This is a genomic window from Micromonospora sp. NPDC047548 (assembly GCF_040642975.1).
Classification (GTDB): domain Bacteria; phylum Actinomycetota; class Actinomycetes; order Mycobacteriales; family Micromonosporaceae; genus Micromonospora.
The window spans coordinates 200,573-219,418 of sequence record NZ_JBEYTI010000001.1; the positions used below are offsets into that span (position 1 = coordinate 200,573).

At 73.3% G+C, this 18,846-nt stretch carries 22 protein-coding genes; 12 read left to right on the forward strand and 10 right to left on the reverse strand.

Annotated elements, in window-relative coordinates; translation table 11 throughout:
• Nucleotides 1–204: 204 nt before the first annotated feature.
• The 7 genes from pstB to ABZ807_RS00955 form a co-directional block, all read right to left on the reverse strand.
• Nucleotides 205–981: a phosphate ABC transporter ATP-binding protein PstB gene (gene pstB / locus ABZ807_RS00925; RefSeq protein WP_357151149.1), complete on the reverse strand. Its 777-nt coding sequence runs from the start codon at nucleotides 979–981 to the stop codon at nucleotides 205–207.
• Between the two features lie 20 nt (nucleotides 982–1,001).
• Nucleotides 1,002–2,090: a phosphate ABC transporter permease PstA gene (gene pstA / locus ABZ807_RS00930; RefSeq protein WP_357151151.1), complete on the reverse strand. Its 1,089-nt coding sequence runs from the start codon at nucleotides 2,088–2,090 to the stop codon at nucleotides 1,002–1,004.
• Nucleotides 2,087–3,178, reverse strand: a complete 1,092-nt coding sequence (pstC, locus tag ABZ807_RS00935; RefSeq protein ID WP_357151153.1) for a phosphate ABC transporter permease subunit PstC — start codon at nucleotides 3,176–3,178, stop codon at nucleotides 2,087–2,089. Before pstC ends, pstA begins: the two co-directional genes overlap by 4 nt.
• A gap of 39 nt (nucleotides 3,179–3,217) precedes the next feature.
• Nucleotides 3,218–4,318, reverse strand: coding sequence for a phosphate ABC transporter substrate-binding protein PstS (gene pstS, locus ABZ807_RS00940; RefSeq protein WP_357151155.1), 1,101 nt, complete (start codon nucleotides 4,316–4,318; stop codon nucleotides 3,218–3,220).
• Nucleotides 4,319–4,718: 400 nt separating this feature from the next.
• A complete protein-coding gene (mshD, locus tag ABZ807_RS00945; protein ID WP_357151157.1) occupies nucleotides 4,719–5,645 on the reverse strand; it encodes a mycothiol synthase in 927 nt (308 codons plus the stop codon).
• Between the two features lie 31 nt (nucleotides 5,646–5,676).
• A complete protein-coding gene (locus ABZ807_RS00950) occupies nucleotides 5,677–6,534 on the reverse strand; it encodes a polysaccharide deacetylase family protein (protein ID WP_357151159.1) in 858 nt (285 codons plus the stop codon).
• A gap of 194 nt (nucleotides 6,535–6,728) precedes the next feature.
• The gene (locus ABZ807_RS00955; RefSeq protein ID WP_357151161.1) at nucleotides 6,729–7,442 is read right to left on the reverse strand and encodes a response regulator transcription factor; all 714 of its coding nucleotides are present in this window, start codon (nucleotides 7,440–7,442) and stop codon (nucleotides 6,729–6,731) included.
• A gap of 250 nt (nucleotides 7,443–7,692) precedes the next feature.
• Between ABZ807_RS00955 and ABZ807_RS00960 the strand changes: the two genes are divergently transcribed.
• The 6 genes from ABZ807_RS00960 (at nucleotide 7,693) to ABZ807_RS00985 (ending at nucleotide 12,212) form a co-directional block, all read left to right on the forward strand.
• Nucleotides 7,693–8,739, forward strand: a complete 1,047-nt coding sequence (locus ABZ807_RS00960; RefSeq protein ID WP_357151163.1) for a hypothetical protein — start codon at nucleotides 7,693–7,695, stop codon at nucleotides 8,737–8,739.
• 106 nt (nucleotides 8,740–8,845) lie between these two features.
• Nucleotides 8,846–9,634, forward strand: a complete 789-nt coding sequence (locus tag ABZ807_RS00965; RefSeq protein WP_357151165.1) for a DUF2993 domain-containing protein — start codon at nucleotides 8,846–8,848, stop codon at nucleotides 9,632–9,634.
• A gap of 118 nt (nucleotides 9,635–9,752) precedes the next feature.
• A complete protein-coding gene (locus ABZ807_RS00970) occupies nucleotides 9,753–9,830 on the forward strand; it encodes an Ms5788A family Cys-rich leader peptide (RefSeq protein ID WP_323135737.1) in 78 nt (25 codons plus the stop codon).
• 204 nt (nucleotides 9,831–10,034) lie between these two features.
• Nucleotides 10,035–10,910 carry a sulfurtransferase gene (locus tag ABZ807_RS00975; protein ID WP_357151167.1) on the forward strand — a complete coding sequence of 292 codons (876 nt, stop codon included), beginning with the start codon at nucleotides 10,035–10,037 and terminating at the stop codon, nucleotides 10,908–10,910.
• Between the two features lies 1 nt (nucleotide 10,911).
• Nucleotides 10,912–11,241, forward strand: a complete 330-nt coding sequence (locus tag ABZ807_RS00980) for a DUF1416 domain-containing protein (RefSeq protein ID WP_357151169.1) — start codon at nucleotides 10,912–10,914, stop codon at nucleotides 11,239–11,241.
• 125 nt (nucleotides 11,242–11,366) lie between these two features.
• Complete coding sequence (locus ABZ807_RS00985; protein ID WP_357151171.1) at nucleotides 11,367–12,212, forward strand: hypothetical protein; 846 nt, start codon at nucleotides 11,367–11,369, stop codon at nucleotides 12,210–12,212.
• Between the two features lie 47 nt (nucleotides 12,213–12,259).
• Here ABZ807_RS00985 and ABZ807_RS00990 read toward each other — a convergent pair whose 3' ends face one another.
• Nucleotides 12,260–12,634, reverse strand: coding sequence for a DsrE family protein (locus ABZ807_RS00990; RefSeq protein ID WP_154941606.1), 375 nt, complete (start codon nucleotides 12,632–12,634; stop codon nucleotides 12,260–12,262).
• Nucleotides 12,635–12,646: 12 nt separating this feature from the next.
• Between ABZ807_RS00990 and mtfM the strand changes: the two genes are divergently transcribed.
• The gene (gene mtfM, locus ABZ807_RS00995) at nucleotides 12,647–12,751 is read left to right on the forward strand and encodes a small membrane protein MtfM (protein ID WP_357151173.1); all 105 of its coding nucleotides are present in this window, start codon (nucleotides 12,647–12,649) and stop codon (nucleotides 12,749–12,751) included.
• Nucleotides 12,752–12,754: 3 nt separating this feature from the next.
• Nucleotides 12,755–13,357 carry an FABP family protein gene (locus ABZ807_RS01000; protein WP_357151175.1) on the forward strand — a complete coding sequence of 201 codons (603 nt, stop codon included), beginning with the start codon at nucleotides 12,755–12,757 and terminating at the stop codon, nucleotides 13,355–13,357.
• A 78-nt stretch (nucleotides 13,358–13,435) separates the two neighbouring features.
• Here ABZ807_RS01000 and ABZ807_RS01005 read toward each other — a convergent pair whose 3' ends face one another.
• Nucleotides 13,436–14,287: an aminotransferase class IV gene (locus ABZ807_RS01005; RefSeq protein ID WP_357151177.1), complete on the reverse strand. Its 852-nt coding sequence runs from the start codon at nucleotides 14,285–14,287 to the stop codon at nucleotides 13,436–13,438.
• 93 nt (nucleotides 14,288–14,380) lie between these two features.
• Here ABZ807_RS01005 and ABZ807_RS01010 point away from each other — a divergent pair, with 93 nt between their 5' ends.
• From ABZ807_RS01010 to ABZ807_RS01025, 4 genes are all read left to right on the forward strand, one after another.
• Nucleotides 14,381–14,809 (forward strand): Fur family transcriptional regulator, encoded by a 429-nt coding sequence (locus ABZ807_RS01010; protein ID WP_357151179.1) that lies wholly within the window; start codon nucleotides 14,381–14,383, stop codon nucleotides 14,807–14,809.
• Entirely contained in the window at nucleotides 14,806–15,918 is a 1,113-nt protein-coding gene (locus tag ABZ807_RS01015; RefSeq protein ID WP_357151181.1) for a folate-binding protein, read from the forward strand. The genes ABZ807_RS01010 and ABZ807_RS01015 overlap by 4 nt, the downstream gene beginning before the upstream one ends.
• A gap of 56 nt (nucleotides 15,919–15,974) precedes the next feature.
• Complete coding sequence (locus ABZ807_RS01020; RefSeq protein ID WP_357151183.1) at nucleotides 15,975–16,802, forward strand: 3-keto-5-aminohexanoate cleavage protein; 828 nt, start codon at nucleotides 15,975–15,977, stop codon at nucleotides 16,800–16,802.
• 94 nt (nucleotides 16,803–16,896) lie between these two features.
• Nucleotides 16,897–17,856, forward strand: coding sequence for an asparaginase (locus ABZ807_RS01025; RefSeq protein ID WP_357151185.1), 960 nt, complete (start codon nucleotides 16,897–16,899; stop codon nucleotides 17,854–17,856).
• Nucleotides 17,857–17,952: 96 nt separating this feature from the next.
• On the opposite strand, the gene ABZ807_RS01030 is transcribed toward ABZ807_RS01025, so the two are convergent.
• Nucleotides 17,953–18,744 (reverse strand): alpha/beta hydrolase, encoded by a 792-nt coding sequence (locus tag ABZ807_RS01030; protein WP_357151474.1) that lies wholly within the window; start codon nucleotides 18,742–18,744, stop codon nucleotides 17,953–17,955.
• Nucleotides 18,745–18,846: the final 102 nt, after the last annotated feature.

Genomic DNA, 18,846 nt, shown 5'->3' on the forward strand with positions numbered 1-18,846 from the left:
GCGAAGTGCCGCAGGCGGCGTGGCCGCTGGCGACCCACGAGGTGGAGCCCCCGCGCGGCCCACGGCGCCCGCCAGACGGCGGGGCGGGGGACGTCTGGGCGTTCCTCGCCGGGTTCGCCGAGGCCCGGACGGACCGAGGGCCGGACACGTCGAGGGGCGCCGGTCAGCGCGACCGACGCCCCTCACGGACCGGGAACCAGCGGCTCAGCCGAAGCGGCCGGTGATGTAGTCCTCGGTCTTCTTCACGCTCGGGTTGCTGAAGATCTTCTGGGTGTAGTCGTACTCGATCAGCCGGCCCGGGTCGCCGGTCTTCTCGATGGAGAAGAAGGCGGTCCGGTCCGAGACCCGGGCGGCCTGCTGCATGTTGTGCGTGACGATGATGATGGTGAACTTGTCCTTGAGCTGGAACATCAGGTCCTCGATGGCCAGCGTGGAGATCGGGTCCAGCGCCGAGCAGGGCTCGTCCATCAGCACCACCTGCGGCTCGACCGCGATGGTACGGGCGATGCAGAGCCGCTGCTGCTGACCGCCGGAGAGGCCGGCGCCCGGCTTGCCCAGCCGGTTCTTCACCTCGTCCCAGAGGTTGGCCGAGCGCAGCGCCTTCTCGGCGGCCTCGTCCAGGATGGACTTCTTCCGTACGCCGTTGAGCCGCAGCCCGGCCACCACGTTCTCGAAGATGCTCATGGTGGGGAAGGGGTTGGGGCGCTGGAAGACCATGCCGATGGTCCGCCGGACCGCGGTGACGTCCACGTCCCGGTCGTAGATGTCCTGACCGTCGATGGTCAGGCTGCCCTCGACCCGGGCGCCGGGGAGCACCTCGTGCATCCGGTTGATCGAGCGCAGGAAGGTCGACTTGCCGCAGCCGGACGGCCCGATCAGGGCGGTCACCGTCTTCGGCTCGACCGTCAGGTTGATGTTCTCGATCGCCTTGAAGGCGCCGTAGTAGGCGGTCACGTTCGTGGCGTCGATGCGCTTGGCCATGGTGGTGGTACCTCCAGGGTTCATCGGCCGAGCCGGTTGCGACGGGCCAGCAACTTCGCCGCGATGGTCAGGACGAGCACGAGGGCGACCAGGGTCAGCGCCGCGGTCCACGCCCGTGCCGGCGAGTACTTCGAGGCCTCGCCCGCCTGCTGGTAGACGAAGAGGGCCAGCGACGACTGGTTGTTCTCGAACGGGTTGAAGTTGATCGCCGCGCCGCCACCGGCGACGAGCAGCACCGGGGCGGTCTCGCCGGCGGCCCGCGCGACGGCGAGCATGACGCCGGTGACGATGCCCGGAAGTGCCGTCGGCAGTACGACCCGCAGGATGGTCTTCCACTTCGGCACGCCGAGGGCGTACGCGCCCTCGCGCAGCGGCGCCGGGACGAGACGCAGCATCTCCTCGGTGGAGCGGACCACGGTCGGCAGCATCAGCACGCCGAGCGCGAGCGCGGCGGCGAAGCCGGAGAAACCGGGCCGGCCGTCGTTGAAGATCGGCGAGACGATCAGGACCCAGAACGCCAGCACGAAGAGGCCGGTGACGATCGACGGGATGCCGGTCATCACGTCGACGAAGAACCGGATCGCGAAGGCGAACCGGCCCCGGCCGTACTCGACGATGTAGATGGCGCAGAGGATGCCGAGCGGGACGGTGATCAGGGTGGCGATGCCGACCTGCTCCAGCGTCCCGACGATGGCGTGGTACGCGCCGCCGCCGGCGTCCCGGGCCCCGATGTTGTTCATCGAGGTGCCGAAGAAGTCCCCGTCGAGGCGTTCCGCGCCCTTGCTGACCAGGGTCCAGACCACCGAGGCCAGCGGCAGCACCGCCAGCACGAAGGCGGAGTGGATCAGCGCGCTCCAGGTGCGGTTGCGGGCCGAGCGGCGCCCCTCGACGGCGTTCGCCGCAGCGAAGAGACCGGCCAGGTAGAGCAGCGCGCCGACCACCACGACGAGGACCGGGCCGCCGATGCCCGCGCCGTAGACGATGCCCGCCGAGAGCAGCAGGGCCGCCACCGCGATGGCGGGGGCGGCGTACGCGGGCAGCCGCCGGGCCCGGAGGGTGTCCGGCTGCGCCGGCGGGCGGGGACGGTGTGAGGTGATGGTGGTGGTCATGCGGCCGACTCCGTGAACTCGCGGCGGCGGTAGATGATCGCCCGGGCGGTGATGTTGACGATCAGGGTGATGGCGAAGAGAACCAGACCGGAGGCGATCAGGGCGCCCCGGCCGGTGTCGTTCGCCTCGGCGAACCGGTTCGCGATGTTCGCCGCGATGGTGTTGCCGCCGCTCTCCAGGATGTTGAACGAGATGGCGTAGGTGGAGCCGAGGGTCAGCGCCAGCGCGATGGTCTCGCCGAGCGCCCGGCCGAGGCCGAGCATGACGGCGGCGATGATGCCCGGCCGCCCGTACGGCAGCACCGCGGTGCGCAGCATCTCCCAACGGGTGGCGCCCAGCGCGAGCGCGGCCTCCTCGTTGGCGGTCGGGGTCTGCAGGAACACCTCACGGGAGAGCGAGGTGATGATCGGCAGCACCATGATCGCCAGTACCACCGAGCCGAGCAGGATCGAGTTTCCGAACGGCCCGTCGCCGCCGAAGATCGGGATCCAGCTGAAGTACTTGTTCAGCCACGCCGACAGGTCCGAGATGGGGCCGACCAGGTAGTCCCGACCCCACAGGCCGAAGACCACGCTGGGGACGGCGGCCAGCAGGTCGATCAGGAACCCGAGGCCGTTGCCCAGCCGGCGCGGCGCGTAGTGGGAGAGGTAGAGGGCGATGCCCAACGCCACCGGCACCGCCATGAGCAGCGCGAGCAGCGCGGTGAGCACGGTGCCGAAGGCGAGCGCGCCGATGCCGAACGTGGGCGGGTTCTCGTTGGGGAACCAGCCCTCGAAGGTCCAGAAGTTCTCGGTGTTGGCCCGCAGCGCCGGGACGGCCTTGGCGATCAGGAAGACCGCGATCGCCGCGATGATGACCAGCACGGCGATGCCGGCGGCCAGGGTGAGCCCGCGGAACGCGCGTTCCGCGCCGAAGGCACGGGCCCGGGGCAGCGCTCCACCGCCGCCCATCCCGTTCCCACCCGGGGTGCCGGTGCTGACTGAGGTCTCGGCCAGACGCGCCGAGGCACCGGCGGGCCAGTCGTGACCGGAGGTCACGCTGGTCCCGCCGGTGCCGGCGTGTGCCGAGCGCGGAGGGGTTTCACCCATCTGCTCGCTCGCTTCGAATTGAGAAGGTGGTGGTGCGGGTCAGGAGAGGTTCTTGACCGCGGCCTCGACCTTGGTGCGGACCGAGTCGGGCAGCGGGGCGTAGCCCAGCTCGACCAGGTCGGCCTGGCCCTCCGCGCTGGCGGCGTGGCCGAGCAGGCCCTTGACCAGCGGAAGCTTGTCGGCCGGGGTGCCCTTGCTGCAGACGATCTCGTAGGTCACCAGGACGATCGGGTACGCCCCAGCCTCCTTGGTGTTGTAGTCGATCGACATCTTCAGGTCGTCGCCCTGGCCCTCGACCTTGGCCCCGGCGATGGTCTTGCCGGCCGACTCGGCGGTCAGCTCGGTGAACTCGCCCGCGCCATTCTGGATCTTGGCCTTCTTGAGACCCGAGTTCTCGGCGTAGGACCACTCGACGTAGCTGATCGTGCCCTCGGTGCTCTTGACCTTGCCGGCCACGCCGTCGGACTTTGCGGCGCCGACGCCACCCGGGGCCTTCCACGCCTTGTTGTTGCCGAAGGTCCAGTCCGCCGCGGCGGTCTTCGAGAGGTACTTGGTGAAGTTGTCCGTGGTGCCGGACTCGTCAGAGCGGTGCACCGCCTGGATCGCGGTGGACGGCAGCTTGGCGTCGGGGTTGTCGGCCTTGATCGCCGCGTCGTCCCACTTGGTGACCTGGCCGGCGAAGATCTTCGCCAGCGTGGCCGGCGTGAGCTGGAGGTTGTCCACGCCACCGACGTTGTAGACGACCGCGACCGGGCCGATCACCATCGGCAGGTTGAGCGCCTGGCCACCGACGCACTTGGCGTCGGCCTGCGGCTTCTCCTCCTCCTTCAGGGCGGAGTCCGAGCCGGCGAAGTCGGCGGTGCCCGCGATGAAGGCCTGGATGCCGGCGCCCGAGCCGGTCGGCTCGTAGTTGATGGTCGAACCGGCGCACTTCTGCTGGTACGCCTTGATCCATTCGGCCATCGCGTTCTTCTGCGCGGAGGAGCCCTGCGCGTTCAGCGTGCCCTTGGCGCAGTCCGCGCTGGCGGAAGCCGAGGCGGAGGTGCCGGCCGAGTCGTTGTTGTCCGACCCGCATGCACTGAGGCCGAGCACCGCGGTAAGAGCGAGGCAGGCGATGGTGCCGTGCCGCTGGAGCTTCACCTGAGGGGTTTCCCTTCACGTCTTTGGTCCACCCGGATGGGGCCCGGGTTCCGGCGCTGACCGGCTGACACGAAAGCTAGAAGTGCCAGGTAGACGATTTGCCGGTCAGAAGTGAACGGAGGATGAACAAGCACGACCGGAGGGGTGGCCGCTGCCTGAGTGACGGTTGTCCGATAGGTGAACTGCCGTCCTGCTATCGCCATTTATCCGACTTTCCCGGTCCGGCGTTATCGTGCCGATGCATTGCCGTTACCGTGCGGTGACCAGGCGGGCGGCCTCGGCAGGGGCGTCCAGGGCGGCAAAGGCCGGCGGCCGCCCGTCGACCCACCTGCGGCCGCGGCCGACCCGCCGGGCCTCGTCGCCGCCGACGACGAGGCCCGGCGGACGTCCGCCCGTCGGCTCAGCCCAGCCGGTAGTTGACGTGCCCGCACCAGCGGGCGAAACCGAGCCGCTCGTAGAGTGCCATCGCGCCCGTGTTCGACTCGTCGACGTAGAGCATCACCCGGTCCAGCCCCCGCGCGTTCCGCAGGTGGGCCAGCCCGGCGGTGGTCAGCGCGCGGCCGAGCCCGCCGCCGTGCGCGGACGGGTCCACCCCGAGCACGTAGACCTCGCCGATCCGGGCCGAGCCCGGGCGCTCGTGCACCTTGGTCCAGTGGAAGCCGAGCAGCCGGCCGCTGGCCTCCTCGACGGCGAGCAGGAAGCCGGCCGGGTCGAACCACGGCTCGGCCAGCCGGGTCCGCAGGTCGGCCGCGGCCCACCGGCCCTGCTCCGGGTGCGTGGCGAAGGCTCGGGCGTTCAGTGCGAGCCAGGCCTCGTCGTCCGCGCCGGGGCGGAAGGCGCGCAGCGCGACGCCGTCCGGCAACCGGGGCGCGGGCAGCGCGGCGGCCAGCGGGCGGCGCAACTGCCAGAGCACCCGGGCCCGGACGAAGCCCAGGTCGACCGCGAGCGCCGCGGCGGACGGGTGGTCCCCGTGCGCCCACGCCCGCAGCGGTCCGGACGCCGCCGCCAGCACGCCCCGGGCCAGCGCCCGGCCGGTGCCCCGCCGCCGGTACGCCGGGTGCACCGCCAGCTCCGCCCCGACGCCGGCCGCCGGGTCGGCGGTGTCCAGGTGGGCGTACCCGGTCAGGGTGCCGTCGGCGGCGCGGGCGGTCAGGTGCACGGCGGCCGCCTCCGGGTCGCGCAGCCGCAGCAGCGTGTGCTCGTCGAACGGGTCCGCGCCGTCGGCGTCACCCACGAGGCGGGCCAGCGCCAGGGCCTCGGCCACCTCGGCCGGGGCGAGTCGGTCGGCCCGGGCCACCCGGTCGGTCGTCGGTTCCGCGCTACTCACCCCGTCACCGTAGCCCGATCGACGGCGAGGCTCAGGTGATGCCGTCGACCGGCAGCGCCTCCAGGCGGAACCGGCTGGTCAGGTCGGGCAGGATGCGGTGCAGCGCGTCGACCGTCCCCTGCCGGTTCCCGCCGGCGTCGTGCATCAGCACGATCGAGCCGGGCCCGGCGCCCCGGGTGACCAGGGCGGTGATCCGGGTGGCGCCGGGCGCCTGCCAGTCCGACGGGTCGACGTTCCAGTGCAGCGGGGTCATCCCCAGTTCCTCGGCGACCGACACCACCGGGTACGTCCAGGCCCCGCCGGGCTGTCGGTACCAGGCGATGGGGGCGTCGGGCACGGCGTCCCGGATCGCCTGGTTGGTCCGCAGCAGGTCGGCGCGGATCGTGTTGGGGGAGCGTTGGCCCAGTTGCACGTCGTGCTTCCAGGAGTGGTTGCACAGGGTGTGCCCGTCGGCCACGATCGCCCGGATCAGGTCCGGGTGGTTCTGCACGTTCTCGCCGACCACGCAGAAGGTGGCCCGGACGTGGAACTCGCGGAGCACCTCCAGCACCTGCGGGGTGTACTGCGGGTCCGGCCCGTCGTCGAAGGTGAGCGCCACCTCGGAGGAGCCGGTGGTCACCCGGCTGCCGAACAGGCCGTCGTCCAGGCTCTCGGCCGCCCGGTGGCCGTCCTGCCCGGCCTCGGCGCGGCCCGACGGCGTGCCCTCGGGGGAGGGGCCCCCGGCCGACTGCTCGCCGTACTCGGCGCCGTGAACGCTGGCCGTGGTGCCGGTGCCGGATCGCGGTGGGTCGTCGAGCAGGCTCCGGCCGAGCGCGTACGCGGAGCCGAGCAGGGCGGCCAGCACGAGGACGACGACGCCGACGGCGCGGCCGGTGGTCCGGGGGCCCATCAGCGCCACCGCCGGTGTGGACCGCGAACCGGCACCCTCGTCGCCCCCGTGGTCATCACCGTCGCCCCTCTCGCCGCCAACTCGTCAATGAGACTAGAACCGGCGAGAGGGGCAAAAAGGGCGTATCGGAAAGGGCGCTCCAGACGGGTGGAACTGCGGCGGTCGGGCGCAGACCGGCGGCAGACGTGCTCCGCTCAGACCGGCAGCGGGGCGGGCTCCGCCTCGGGCAGCGACCGCGACGGCGGGACCACGAACTTGTAGCCCACCTGACGGACCGTGCCGATCATCGACTCGTACTCCGAGCCGAGTTTGGCCCGCAGCCGCCGGACGTGCACGTCCACCGTCCGGGTGCCGCCGAAGTAGTCGTACCCCCAGACCTCGCGGAGCAGTTGGTCCCGGGTGAATACCCGACCCGGGTGCTGGGCCAGGAATTTCAGCAGCTCGAACTCCTTGTAGGTGAGGTCGAGCGGCCGGCCCTTCAACTTGGCCGCGTAGGTGTCCGGGTCGATGGTGAGCTCGCCGGCCCGGATCGAGCCGCCGGCGCCGGCGGTGGCGTTGCTCAGCCGGCCGACCGCGAGGCGCAGCCGGGCCTCCACCTCGGCCGGACCGGCGCTGGCCAGGATGACGTCGTCCACGCCCCAGTCGGCGTTCAGCGCGATCAGCCCCGCCTCGGTCACCACCGCCACCAGCGGCACCCCGAGGCCGGTGGCGTGCAGCATGCGGCAGGTCGCCCGCGCCTCGCTCAGCTCGGAACGCGCGTCCACCAGCACCGTGTCCGGGCTCGGCCCGGCGACCAGGGTGCGGACGTCGCGGGGTGCGGTGCGGACCGAGTGCGGCAGCAGGTCGAGCGCCGGCAGCACTGCCGATGGTTCACCTGCGCGCGCGGTCACCAGCAACAGGATCTCCACACGATCACCTCCGTCCCGACGGCCGAAGCCGCGCGCGACCAGCGGCAGCCCCGAGGGGCGTGGCGCTGCGAACTAGCGTGGGTCCCGGCGTCGCTGACGGGCGGGTAACGGCTTGAGCCTAACGGATTGCCCAGGTGGGACCCGTTCGTCCTATACCCTTTGTCGGTTCTGCCCATGATCGTGCCGCAGGTTTTAACGTTGCTGAAACCGCGACCTCCGCCGGAGCCTCCTGGTCTGGCACGATCGGGGCGTGTTTCCCTCCACCTCGCCCGAGACCGGCCGCGACCCGTGGGCCGACGACGCCCGCCCGGGGCCGGCCGGCCCCGCCCGTGGCCTTCCGCCCGGCCCGCGTACCGGCCCGGCCGACGACGGAGAGCAGCGGCGGGAGCGCGGGCCGCGCCGGGCCCGCAAGGGCGGCGCGCCCCGCCGGCCCGACGACGAGGCGGCGGAGCCGGAGGAGGAGGTCGTCGAGCCGGTCGACGTGCGCAAGCCACTCTCGCTGACCGTCGCGGGCTTCGCCGCGCTGCTCGGCGTCGGTCTGGTGCTCGGCGCGCAGACCGCCGGGCCCGGGCACCGGCTGCCCTTCGCCTTCATCGTCTTCGGCGTGCAGCTGCTCTTCGTCCTCGCCTGGACGATGGCCATGCGCCCGCCCGCCCTGATGCTGGTCGCGGTCGTCAGCGCCGCCGTCGCCGGGGCGGCGGACGTCGCCGCGGTACAGTCCGACATCGCCGGCCTCGCGCCGCTCGGATACGTCGCCGCGGGCGGTTTCGTCCTCGGCGTGCTGGGTCAGCTCGTCCGCCGGGTGGACCGGATCCGGGTCACCGACTCGCTCGGCACCACCCTGCTCATCGTGGTCGGGGTCGTCGCGTTCGCCACGCTGATCACGCTCAGCCGGATCCCGGCCGGCACCCAGGCCATCACCGTCTGCCTGGCCGCCACCGGTGTCGCGCTCACCGTCGCCCGGCTCACCGACGCGGTGCTGCCCTGGCCCCGGCTCGCCCCGCAGGTGCCACGCGGCGCGGCCGGCGTGGTGGCCGGCGCGATGATCGGCACCCTGACCAGCGCGGTGCTCGGCAGCTACCTGGTCGGCTTCACCCCGACCAGCGCGGCGCTGATCGGCCTGGTCACCGCCGCCACGGCCGTGCTGGCCGACCTCGCCGTCGGGTACGCCGAAGCGGGCCGGCTGATGGCCGGCGAGCCGCCGACGCTGTGGATCGCCCGGCACATGCAGGGGCCGCTCGGCGGGTTCGCGCTGGCCGCGCCGGCCGCGTACGCGATGTCCGTGCTCTTCCTCTGACCTACGGTTGAGCCTTCCACCCGTCGGGTACCAACGGTGCGCCGCGTGGTGGCGCCGGTGGAGACGGGCGTCGCGGGACCGCGACGGCGACGGACAAGGAGGCGGCGTGGCAGAGGCGTACCCCGCGTACGAGGAGCGTCCCCGGCGGCGGGGGCGCAAGGTGCTGGTCACGCTGGCCGTCCTGGGGCTGCTCCTGGTCGGGCTGCTGGTCGTGGCCGACCGGGTGGCGGCCGGGGTGGCCGAGCGGGCCATCGCCGACCAGGTGAAGCAGGAGGTTGCCAAGCAGAAGGCCCAGTCCGCCCCGCCCAAGGTCGACGTCGGCGGCTTCCCGTTCCTGACCCAGGTGCTCGACGGACGCTACGAGCGGATCTCCATCGTGCTGACCGACGTGCGGGGTTCGGTGGAGGGCAACGCGGTCCGTCTGCCCCGGCTGGACGTGGCCGCCCGCGACGTGCGGGCCTCGCTGGACACCCTCCGTTCGGGCAACGGCGACGTGATCGCCGAGAGGGTCGACGGCACCGGCACCGTCACCTACGACAGCCTCGCCGCCCTGCTGGACCGCCCCGGGCTGAAGCTCGGCGAGCAGAACGGCAAGCTCGTCGTCACCGCCCCGGTGGACATCCTGGGGCAGAGGCTCACCGTCACCGGCACCGCCGAGGTGACCGTCGCCGAGGGCAACAAGGTGGCCCTGCGCTTCAACGACCTGACGGCCGAGGGGCTGCCGGCGGTGCCGCTGGCCCGGACGCTGCTGAGCAACTACGCCAAGAGCATCTCGATCGATGTGCCTCTGCCCAAGTTGCCGTTCCAGCTCAACGTCCGCAAGGTCGAGCCGAGGCCGGAGGGGCTGGCGGTGACCGCCGACGCGACGGACGTACCGATCAACTCCGCCGGCTGAGTCGGTGGCGTGGCGACGGCCCGGCCGCACGGCCGGGCCGTCGCCGTGTCCTGCTGCGTGTCCCGCATGCTGGTCGGATCGATGGCGCTCTCCGGGACGGCTGCTAGGCTCCCTACTCATGGGGACGCACCTCACCAAACGGCGCGCGGTCGACCTGTGCCGCGTGGCCACCTGCCTGTGTCGCTCCGTCATCTGACGGCGGGGCTGTCTCCGGCCGCCTAGCGGCCAACCGGCTTTCAGGGTCCGCGTACCCTCCCCGGTGCTCTCCCACCGTACGCCCGGCAGCGGCGCCGTCGCACGAACCCGTGATCCGTTCCTCTATGGGTCCCGCGCGTGGTGCGACAATCACCGATTTCGATCCCGCGCTGGCTCACCATCCACCTCACCAGGGAGTGATCTGATGAGTCGCGACACCGCACTCGTCTCGGCCGAGTGGGCCGAGAAGAACATCGACGCCCCGGGCGTCGTCTTCGTCGAGGTCGACGAGGACACCTCGGCGTACGACACCGGCCACATCGCCGGTGCGATCAAGCTGGACTGGAGGACCGACCTCCAGGACCCGGTCCGCCGGGACTTCGTCAACAAGGTCCAGTTCGAGGCGCTGCTCTCCGAGCGGGGCATCGGCAACGACGACACCGTGATCCTGTACGGCGGCAACAACAACTGGTTCGCCGCGTACGCGTACTGGTACTTCAAGCTTTACGGCCACCGCGACGTCAAGCTGCTCGACGGCGGCCGCAAGAAGTGGGAGCTGGACGCCCGCCCGCTGGTCACCGACCCGGTGACCCGCCCGGAGACCGAGTACGTCGCGCAGGAGCCGGACACCTCGATCCGCGCCTTCCGCGACGAGGTGGTCGACGCCATCGGCGCCAAGAACCTGGTCGACGTGCGCAGCCCCGACGAGTTCGCCGGCCGGCTGCTCGCCCCCGCCCACCTCCCCCAGGAGCAGGCGCAGCGGGCCGGGCACATCCCCACCGCGATCAGCGTGCCCTGGTCCAAGTCGGCCAACGAGGACGGCACCTTCAAGTCCGACGACGAGCTGCGCAGGATCTACGCCGACGCCGGGCTGGACGACGGCAAGGAGACCATCGCCTACTGCCGGATCGGCGAGCGCTCCTCGCACACCTGGTTCGTGCTGCAGGAGCTGCTCGGCCACCGCAACGTGAAGAACTACGACGGATCCTGGACCGAGTACGGCTCGCTGGTCGGCGTGCCGGTGGCACTCGGCGATACTCCCGGCGGAGCCGGGTCGGACAGCTCTGGCGGGGAGGCCTGAGATGACTGCTCCCACCGCCCCTACCGCCGCGGGTTGCGCCGCTCCGGACCAGGCCGCGCCGCTGCCGGCCAGCCTGGACCTGGAGAAGGAAACCGTCATCACCGGTGTGGTCCGCTCCGACGCGGGCGAGGCCGTGCCGGGCGCGTACGTCCGGCTGCTCGACTCGACCGGTGAGTTCACCGCCGAGGTGGTCACCTCCCCGGCCGGGCAGTTCCGCTTCTTCGCCGCGCCGGGCAGCTGGACGCTGCGGGCGCTGTCCCGGCACGGCAACGGCGACACCGCCGTGATCGCCGGGCGGGGGATCAACGAGGTCTCCGTGACGGTCGCCTGACCCACCCTCTGATCGGCCCGGGGCCGGTCACCCCACCCGGGGTGACCGGCCCCGCCCGTCTGCCATGGTTGGACCGTGATCGGGGCCGGCCGGAGGGGGCGGCGGGTGCGTGACACGATGGGCGGGTGAGCGGTGCTGTCCAGGCGGGGTGGGCCCCGCCGACTGGTCCTCCCGAGCCGGCGCCCACCCGCGGGTGGCCGCGCTGGCTGCTGGCCGCGACCGTGCTCTGGGCGGTGCTGCTTGGCGCGCTCACCTGGTGGTCCGTGCGGCACGACCCACCGACCGTGCGCGAGCAGCGCACCCTCGCCGAGGCCGGCCCGGTGGTCGACCGGGCGCTCGGACAGCTCGTCGCCGCCACCGGCGACGGGGCGTGGGAGCTGGCCGCGCCCCGGCTCGACCGGGGCTGCCGGGTCACCCCGATGGACGACGGCGCGACGCTGGTCCGGGACCTGGACGTGGTGGTGGCCGACGGCGGCGAGCGGGCGCTGCTGGAGGCGATCGCCGGCCGGCTTCCGGCGGACTGGCGGGCCGGGGTCCACCCCAGCTCGAACGGTCCACGGCTGCGGGCCGACGCTGGTGAGTTCGTCGCGGTGCAGGGCCGGGTGGTCAGCCCCGGCCGGGTCCGGCTGACGGCTGACAGCGGCTGCCGGCCGGACGACGTGGAGTACGCGACGCTCCTGCCCGGGTATCCCGGCGAGCCGACCCTGGACGAGGCGCTGCGTGCGCTGGGCCGGCCGGCGGGCACCCCGCCGGAGCAGGTGGTCGCGCCCTGCCCCGGCGGCGGGGTCGCCCGGACCGCGTGGGTCGCCGCCGGTCCCGCGCCGGTGTCGCTGGCCGGGCTGAAGCCGCTGGCCGCCGGTGTCGCGGTGGTGGACACCCCCGAGGTGTACGCCTACCGGCGCGGCGCGGTCGTCGTCCTGGCCGACGCGACCGGCGAGCAGGTACGGGTCTCCGCCTCCACCGGCTGCTGACCTCCCGGCCCGGAGGTGGTCGGTGGTCGTGCGGGGTGCGGCTGCGGTCAGTAGACCAGCGCCTGGGCCCCCTCGGCCATCGCCTCCTCGACGAAGACGGCCGCGCCCGCGATGCGTACGCCGGGCAGCACGTCCCCCGGGCCGATGTCCCGCCGGGCGGCGCACTGCGTGCAGGCGGTGACCCGGCCGGTGGTGAGGATGACGTGCAGCAGTTCGGCCAGGGGCGCCGAGTGCGGCAGCTCGAACTGCTCCGCGCGACCGGGGAGGGCGAACCAGGTCGACTCGCCGGTCAGCCAGAGCGACACCTCCACCCCGGCTGCGGCGGCGGTGGCGGCGACCGTGAAGGCCTGGGCGCACCGCTCCGGCGCGTCCGCCCCGGCGGTGGCCTTGACGACGAGAGTGCGGGCCATGACCCCCAGCATAGGATGACCATGATGGTTACCGAGATCGGGTTCGTCAGCCTGCTGGTCGCAGGCCTGGGCGCGCTCGCCGGTGGCCTGGCCTACCTTGCTGTACGAATATCGAGAGGACGTTGGTAGCCGGTGAGCGCGAACCCGTCGGACGAGAACCCGCTGCAGCCGCCGTGGCTGAACGCGCCGGCGGTGGCGGAGTACCCGTACGAGGAGAGCCATGACCTGCGGGTCGGCCCGAAGCTGCACCCGACGCTCGACGGCCTGCTGCCGTACGTCGGGGTGTGGCGTGGTCGGGGCCGGGGCGGGTTTCCCACCATTGAGGACTTCGACTTCGCCCAGGAGATCCGGATCAGCCACGACGGCCGGCCGTTCCTGTTCTACGAGTCGCGGGCGTGGATCCTCGACGAGCAGAGCCGGCCGGTCCGGCCCGCCGGGCGTGAGGTCGGCTGGTGGCGTCCGGTGCTCAGCGGCGAGCGGGCCACCGACGAGTTGGAGGCCCTGATGATGAGCCCCACCGGGATCATGGAGCTCTACCTCGGCAAGCGCACCGGCACCCAGATCGAGTTCGCCACCGACGCGGTCGTGCGGACCTCCACCGCCAAGGAGGTCACCGCCGGTGCTCGCCTCTTCGGCATCGTCGAGGGCGCGCTGCTGTACGCCCAGGAGATGGCCGGCATGGGCCACGCCCTCTCCCCCCACCTCTCCGCCCGCCTCACCCGGGTGGCCGGCTGACCCCACCCCGACCCGTTTCCCCACGATGATCAAGAAGTTGCGTCCCGGAGAGCGCGGCCGCTGACCAGAACTTCTCGATCAACCGGGGAGGGGGTGGGCCAGGAGGGCCTGAAGGGTCGCCGTGTGGGGGGAGTGGGGCAGGCGGGTGGCGTCCAGGGTGCGGAACTGCACCAGGCCGCGCACCGCCGAGGTGAACCAGACGGCGTCGGCCTCGACCAGCCGCTGCGTCGTGGTCATGCGTTCGGCGGCGGCGAACCCCACCTCCCCGGCGTGGGCGAGCAGCCAGGCGCAGGTGGTGCCGGGGAGGATGCCGGTCGTGTCGGCCGGGACGGTGCACAACGTCCGCCCCTCCAGCCAGATCACGTTCGCGCTCGGCCCCTCCAGCACGTACCCGTCGGTGGAGACCCAGAGCACGTCGTCCAGTCCGTTGCGTGCCGCCCAGCGCCGGGCGGCGCTGCTCGCCCCGTACGAGGTGGACTTGACGCCGGTGGGGAGCCAGCCCAGCTCCGGCCGGGCCGCCGCGGCCACGCCGAGGGGCAGGGTGGCCACGGTGACGCCGTCCCGTCGGGTCCGGCGGACGGACGGCGCGACCTCGCCCAGGGTGGCGTAGACGGTCGGCAGGCCACCGCCCTCGGGGCCCCGGGTACAGACCAGCCGGAGCGCGCCCTCCACCTCCGCCGGCCATCCGGCGGCCACGCTCTCCAGCAGCTCCACCAGGGCGTCCTCGCCAGGCAGCGGCAGCGCCAGGGCGGCGGCGCCGGCCCGCAGCCGGGCCAGGTGCGCCTCGCGCAGCCAGGGCTGCCCGCCGCGCAGGTGCATGGTCTCGAAGAGGCCGTCGCCGTGCAGCACGCCGAGGTCGTCGCCGCGCAGCACCGGCTCCCCGCCGGGTACGACGTCCCGGCCGAGCACGGCGATCCTCGTTGCCTCCATGACCGCCGAGCCTAGCCAGCGGGCCGGGCGCCCGGCCGCCGCCCGGCCGGGCGGACCCGGAATGACGTGCCGGCGCCGAACTATGATCGGACGATGTCCGAATCCTCCCTCGCCGAAATGCTCCGCTCCCGTGGGCTGCGGCTGACGGCGCAGCGGCAGCTGGTGCTCCAGGCCGTGCTGGACCTGGGCCACGCCACGCCGGAGCAGGTGCACACGGCGGTCCGGGAGGTCGCCGCCGGCGTCAACATCACCACCATCTACCGGACCCTGGAGCTGCTGGAACGGCTCGGGCTGGTGACCCACACCCATCTGTCGCACGGGTCGCCGACCTACCACGCGGCGGGTGAGCACCAGCACGTCCACCTGGTCTGCCGCGAGTGCGGGGCGATCGACGAGATCGATCCCGAGCTGCTCCGCCCCCTCGCCGACCAGCTCGTGGCCGAGCGCGGGTTCCGGGTCGACATCGGGCACGTGGCGCTCTTCGGCGTCTGCGGCCACTGCGAGGACGGGGAGCCAAAATGATCGACATCGCGGGAGCGGTGGTCGTCGAGGCGATCGACGAGGAGAGCCGCGACCAGCCGGAGCCGGCGCACCGTGCGGCCGGGGTCCGGGGCGTCGCCGCGCACTACGGCGACCCGATGCGCGAGCAGCGCACCCTGGCCACCGGAGTCGGCCTGGTCGACCGGTCGCACCGGGGCGTGCTGGCGGTGCCCGGCGAGGAGCGCATCGGCTGGCTGCACACGCTGACCAGCCAGCACCTGGCCGCGCTGAAGCCCTGGCAGGGCACGGAGCTGCTGGTGCTCAGCCCGCACGGGCACGTCGAGCAGCACGCCATGGTCGCCGAGGACGGCGAGACGACCTGGCTCGACACCGAGCCGGGCGCCACCGAGGGGCTGCTGTCGTACCTGGAGAGGATGCGGTTCTTCAGCCGGGTCGAGCCGCGCGACGCCACCGCCGACCACGCGCTGCTCTCGCTGGTCGGTCCGGAGGCGGCCGGCGCCGTCGCGGCGCTCGGCGTGACCGGCCTGGCCGACCCCGACGTGGTCGCGGTGCCGGGCCCCAAGTTCCGCTCCGGCGAGCTGCCGTCCCGGCCCACCGCCGTGTACGACGTGCGGCCGCTGCCCGTCGGCGGCTGGGCCCGTCGGGGCCCGCTCGGCGTGGACCTGCTGGTGCCCCGGCCGGCGATGGACCAGGTCGTCGCCGAGCTGCGCGGCAACGGGGTGCCGGTCGCCGGGCTGTGGGCGTACGAGGCGGTGCGGGCGGCCGCCCGGCGGGCCCGGGTCGGGGTGGACACCGACCACCGGACCATCCCCGCCGAGGTGGGTCTGATCGCCCCGGCGGTGCACCTGGAAAAGGGCTGCTACCGGGGGCAGGAGACGGTGGCCCGGGTACACAACATGGGCAGGCCGCCGCGCCGGCTCGTACTGCTGCACCTGGACGGGGTGACCACCGACCAGCCGCCGGCCGCCGGCACGCCGGTGACCCGGGACGGCCGCGCGGTCGGCTTCGTCGGCACCGCGGTGCACCACTACGAGCTGGGGCAGGTCGCCCTCGCCGTGGTCAAGCGCAACGTCCCCGACGACGCCCGCCTGCTGGTGGGGGAGACCGCCGCGGCGATCGACCCGTCCTGAACCCGCGTTCAGTCCGGCGGTCGACCCGGCCGAGCGGGGCGTCTAGGATCGCCGGCATGACGACAGGTACGTTGATCACGGTTGCCCCCACCGGCGCGGAGTCGGCCAAGGCGGAGGTACCGGCACTGCCGGTGACCCTCGACGAGCTGCTGCTGACCGCCAAGGAGTGCGAGGCGCTCGGTGCCGCCGTGATCCACGTCCACATCCGCGACGACGGGGCGAAGCCGACCCTGGACCAGGGCCGGCTGCGGGAGACCGTGGCGGCGCTGCGGGAGGGCACCGACCTGATCGTGCAGCTCTCCTCCGGCGGCGCGGTGACCGACCCGGAGTCCGCCCGCCTGGCCGTGCTCGACGCCGGGCCGGACATGGCCTCCTGCACCATGGGCACGCTGAACTTCGGCGACGACGTCTTCCTCAACCGGTGGGAGTTCATCGTCGGCCTGCACACCCGGATGCAGGAGCGCGGCATCGTCCCCGAGTACGAGATCTTCGACCTCGGCCACCTCACCGCCCTCCAGCGGCTGCTCGGCAAGTACGGGCTGCCGCACGGCGGTCACGTGCACGTCGACTTCGTGATGGGCGTGCCCGGTGGCATGCCGGGCACCACGCAGGCGCTGGTCGCCGCCCACCAGGCGCTGCGCGACCTGCCGGAGGGCGCCACCTTCTCGGCCACCGGCATCGGGCGCAGCACCCTCCCGGTGATGCTGGCCTCGCTCTCGACCGGCGGTCACCTGCGGGTCGGCATGGAGGACACGGTCACGTACGCCAAGGGTCAGCCGGTGGAGTCCAACATGCAGCTGGTCGCCCGGGCGGTCGGTTTCGCCCAGCTCGCCCAGCGTCCGCCGCTGACCACCGCCGAGGCCCGCGCGCTGCTCGGCCTGTAAGGCCGGCCCCGCCGGGCGCCCCTGTGCGGGCACGGCCTAGGTCCCTGGTCACCCGGCTGTCGGGCCCGCCGGGGGCGTCGGTACCGTCCACTTCGTGGGAAAGACGTACGTGGGCGGCGTGCCGCTCGTCGAGGTGGTCCGGTCCGGTTTCGTGGAGGGCGTCCACCGCGGTTCGGTGGTGGTGCTCGACGCCGGTGGCGCGCCGGTGGCCGGGGCGGGGGAGGTAACCTCGCCGGTCTTTCCGCGCTCGGCGAGCAAGCCGATGCAGGCGATCGGGATGCTGCGTGCCGGCCTGCCGCTGACCGACCCGGCCGATGTGGCGCTGGTCTCGGCCAGCCACGCCGGCGAGGAGTTCCACCTGGCCCGGGTCGAGGCACTGCTGGCCCGGGCCGGGCTGGACGGCTCGGCCCTGCACTGCCCGCCCGACCTGCCCGTCGGCGACGCCGCCCGGGAGGCGGTGCTGCGCGCCGGCGGCGGGCCGACCCGGGTGCAGATGAACTGCTCCGGCAAGCACAGCGGAATGCTGCTGACCTGCCTGGCCGCCGGCTGGCCGCTGGACGGCTACTGGCGGCCGGAGCACCCGTTGCAGCAGCGGCTGACCGCCGCGATCGAGGAGTTCACCGGTGAGGAGGCGGCGGCCGTCGGGGTGGACGGCTGCGGTGCCCCGGTGCTCGCCGTCTCGCTGACCGGCCTGGCCCGGGCGTACCTGCGGCTGGTCTCCGCCGAGCCGGGCTCAATGGAGCGGACCGTGTCCGACGCGATGCGGGCGTACCCGGAGCTGGTCGGCGGGACCGGGGCCGACGACACCCGGCTGATGCGGGGCGTACCCGGGGCACTGGCCAAGGTGGGCGCGGAGGGCGTGATCGCCGCGGCCGTCCCCGGCGTGGGCGCGGTCGCCCTCAAGATCGACGATGGCGCGGCGCGGGCCCGGATGCCGGTGCTGGTCTCCGCGCTGCGCCGGCTCGGCGTCGAGGCCCCGGTGCTGATCGAGTACGCCGAGCTGCCGCTGCTCGGCGGCGGCCTGCCGGTCGGTGCGGTACGCGCGGTCTGGTGAAGCCGGGCGTGCGCCGGGCCGCCCGTCCGCCCGAACGCGACACGCCGGAATGTTCGGACGCGACACGCCGGAATGGTCGGACGGGCGGCGCCTGGCTCAGCGCAGGAAGTCGCGCAGGGCGGCGTCGACCACGTCGGGGCGTTCCAGCGGCAGCAGGTGGGCGGCGTCCGGCACGTCGGGCAGGCGCACCGCGCCGGGCACCTCGGCCGCGATCCGGTCGGCGAGCCGGGAGATGTCCGGGACGTCGGCCGCGCCGGCGGTGACCAGCACCGGCAGCCGCAGCTCGCCGAGGCGGTCGATCGCCGGCGGGTCGAGGTCGTCGACCTCCACCGCGCTGAGCGCCTGCTCGGCGGCGAGCGCCCGCTGGTCCATCTCCTCGGCGAAGGCGACCAGGCCCGGGTCGACGTCCTCCGGGCGGCGGCCGGGCCCGACCACCCAGAACCGCACCTCGCCGGCCGCGCTCGCCGCGAAGTCCTCCGGGTCCACCTCGCCGACCAGCGTCTCCCAGAGCTGCTCGGCCTCCTCGGACCACTGGTTGCCCGAGACGGCCGAGCCGAAGAGCGCGAGCGCCGACACCCGTTGCGGGTGCGTCAGCGCGGTGTCGATCGCCACCGCCCCGCCGAACGAGCAGCCGACCAGGGCGGCCCGGTCGAGGCCCAGCGCGTCCAGCACCGCGACCACGTCGTCGTGGTGGGCGAAGGAGGCCGGCGGCAGCTCGGAGTCGCCGTAGCCGCGCAGATCGAGCGCGACCACCCGGTGTCGCTCGGCGAGGGTGGGCAGCAGGCCCCGCCACATCCGCCGGTCGGCGATGCCGGCGTGCAGCAGGAGCACGGGGCTGCCGCTGCCCAGGTCGTCGTACGCGAGCCGCGCGCCGTTGATCTCGATCATCGTCACGCATGCAAGCTACGGACCGGACACCCGGCGCGCAACCGCCATTGTTGGCTTGCTAACTCTGGCTAGCATTTTGCTTGCTGTAGTTAGCACTGCGGG

Excerpts from the sequence above, each read along its gene's own strand:
- mtfM (WP_357151173.1), top strand. The coding sequence starts at position 12,647 with ATGGTTACCGAGATCGGGTTCGTCAGCCTGCTGGTCGCAGGCCTGGGC.
- ABZ807_RS01020 (WP_357151183.1), top strand. The coding sequence starts at position 15,975 with ATGACGACAGGTACGTTGATCACGGTTGCCCCCACCGGCGCGGAGTCG.
- ABZ807_RS01015 (WP_357151181.1), top strand. The coding sequence starts at position 14,806 with ATGATCGACATCGCGGGAGCGGTGGTCGTCGAGGCGATCGACGAGGAG.
- ABZ807_RS01005 (WP_357151177.1), bottom strand. The coding sequence starts at position 14,287 with ATGGAGGCAACGAGGATCGCCGTGCTCGGCCGGGACGTCGTACCCGGC.
- pstB (WP_357151149.1), bottom strand. The coding sequence starts at position 981 with ATGGCCAAGCGCATCGACGCCACGAACGTGACCGCCTACTACGGCGCC.
- ABZ807_RS01010 (WP_357151179.1), top strand. The coding sequence starts at position 14,381 with ATGTCCGAATCCTCCCTCGCCGAAATGCTCCGCTCCCGTGGGCTGCGG.
- pstA (WP_357151151.1), bottom strand. The coding sequence starts at position 2,090 with ATGACCACCACCATCACCTCACACCGTCCCCGCCCGCCGGCGCAGCCG.
- ABZ807_RS01030 (WP_357151474.1), bottom strand. The coding sequence starts at position 18,744 with ATGATCGAGATCAACGGCGCGCGGCTCGCGTACGACGACCTGGGCAGC.
- pstC (WP_357151153.1), bottom strand. The coding sequence starts at position 3,178 with ATGGGTGAAACCCCTCCGCGCTCGGCACACGCCGGCACCGGCGGGACC.
- ABZ807_RS00950 (WP_357151159.1), bottom strand. The coding sequence starts at position 6,534 with ATGGGCCCCCGGACCACCGGCCGCGCCGTCGGCGTCGTCGTCCTCGTG.
- ABZ807_RS00970 (WP_323135737.1), top strand. The coding sequence starts at position 9,753 with ATGGGGACGCACCTCACCAAACGGCGCGCGGTCGACCTGTGCCGCGTG.
- ABZ807_RS00975 (WP_357151167.1), top strand. The coding sequence starts at position 10,035 with ATGAGTCGCGACACCGCACTCGTCTCGGCCGAGTGGGCCGAGAAGAAC.
- ABZ807_RS00980 (WP_357151169.1), top strand. The coding sequence starts at position 10,912 with ATGACTGCTCCCACCGCCCCTACCGCCGCGGGTTGCGCCGCTCCGGAC.
- ABZ807_RS00990 (WP_154941606.1), bottom strand. The coding sequence starts at position 12,634 with ATGCTGGGGGTCATGGCCCGCACTCTCGTCGTCAAGGCCACCGCCGGG.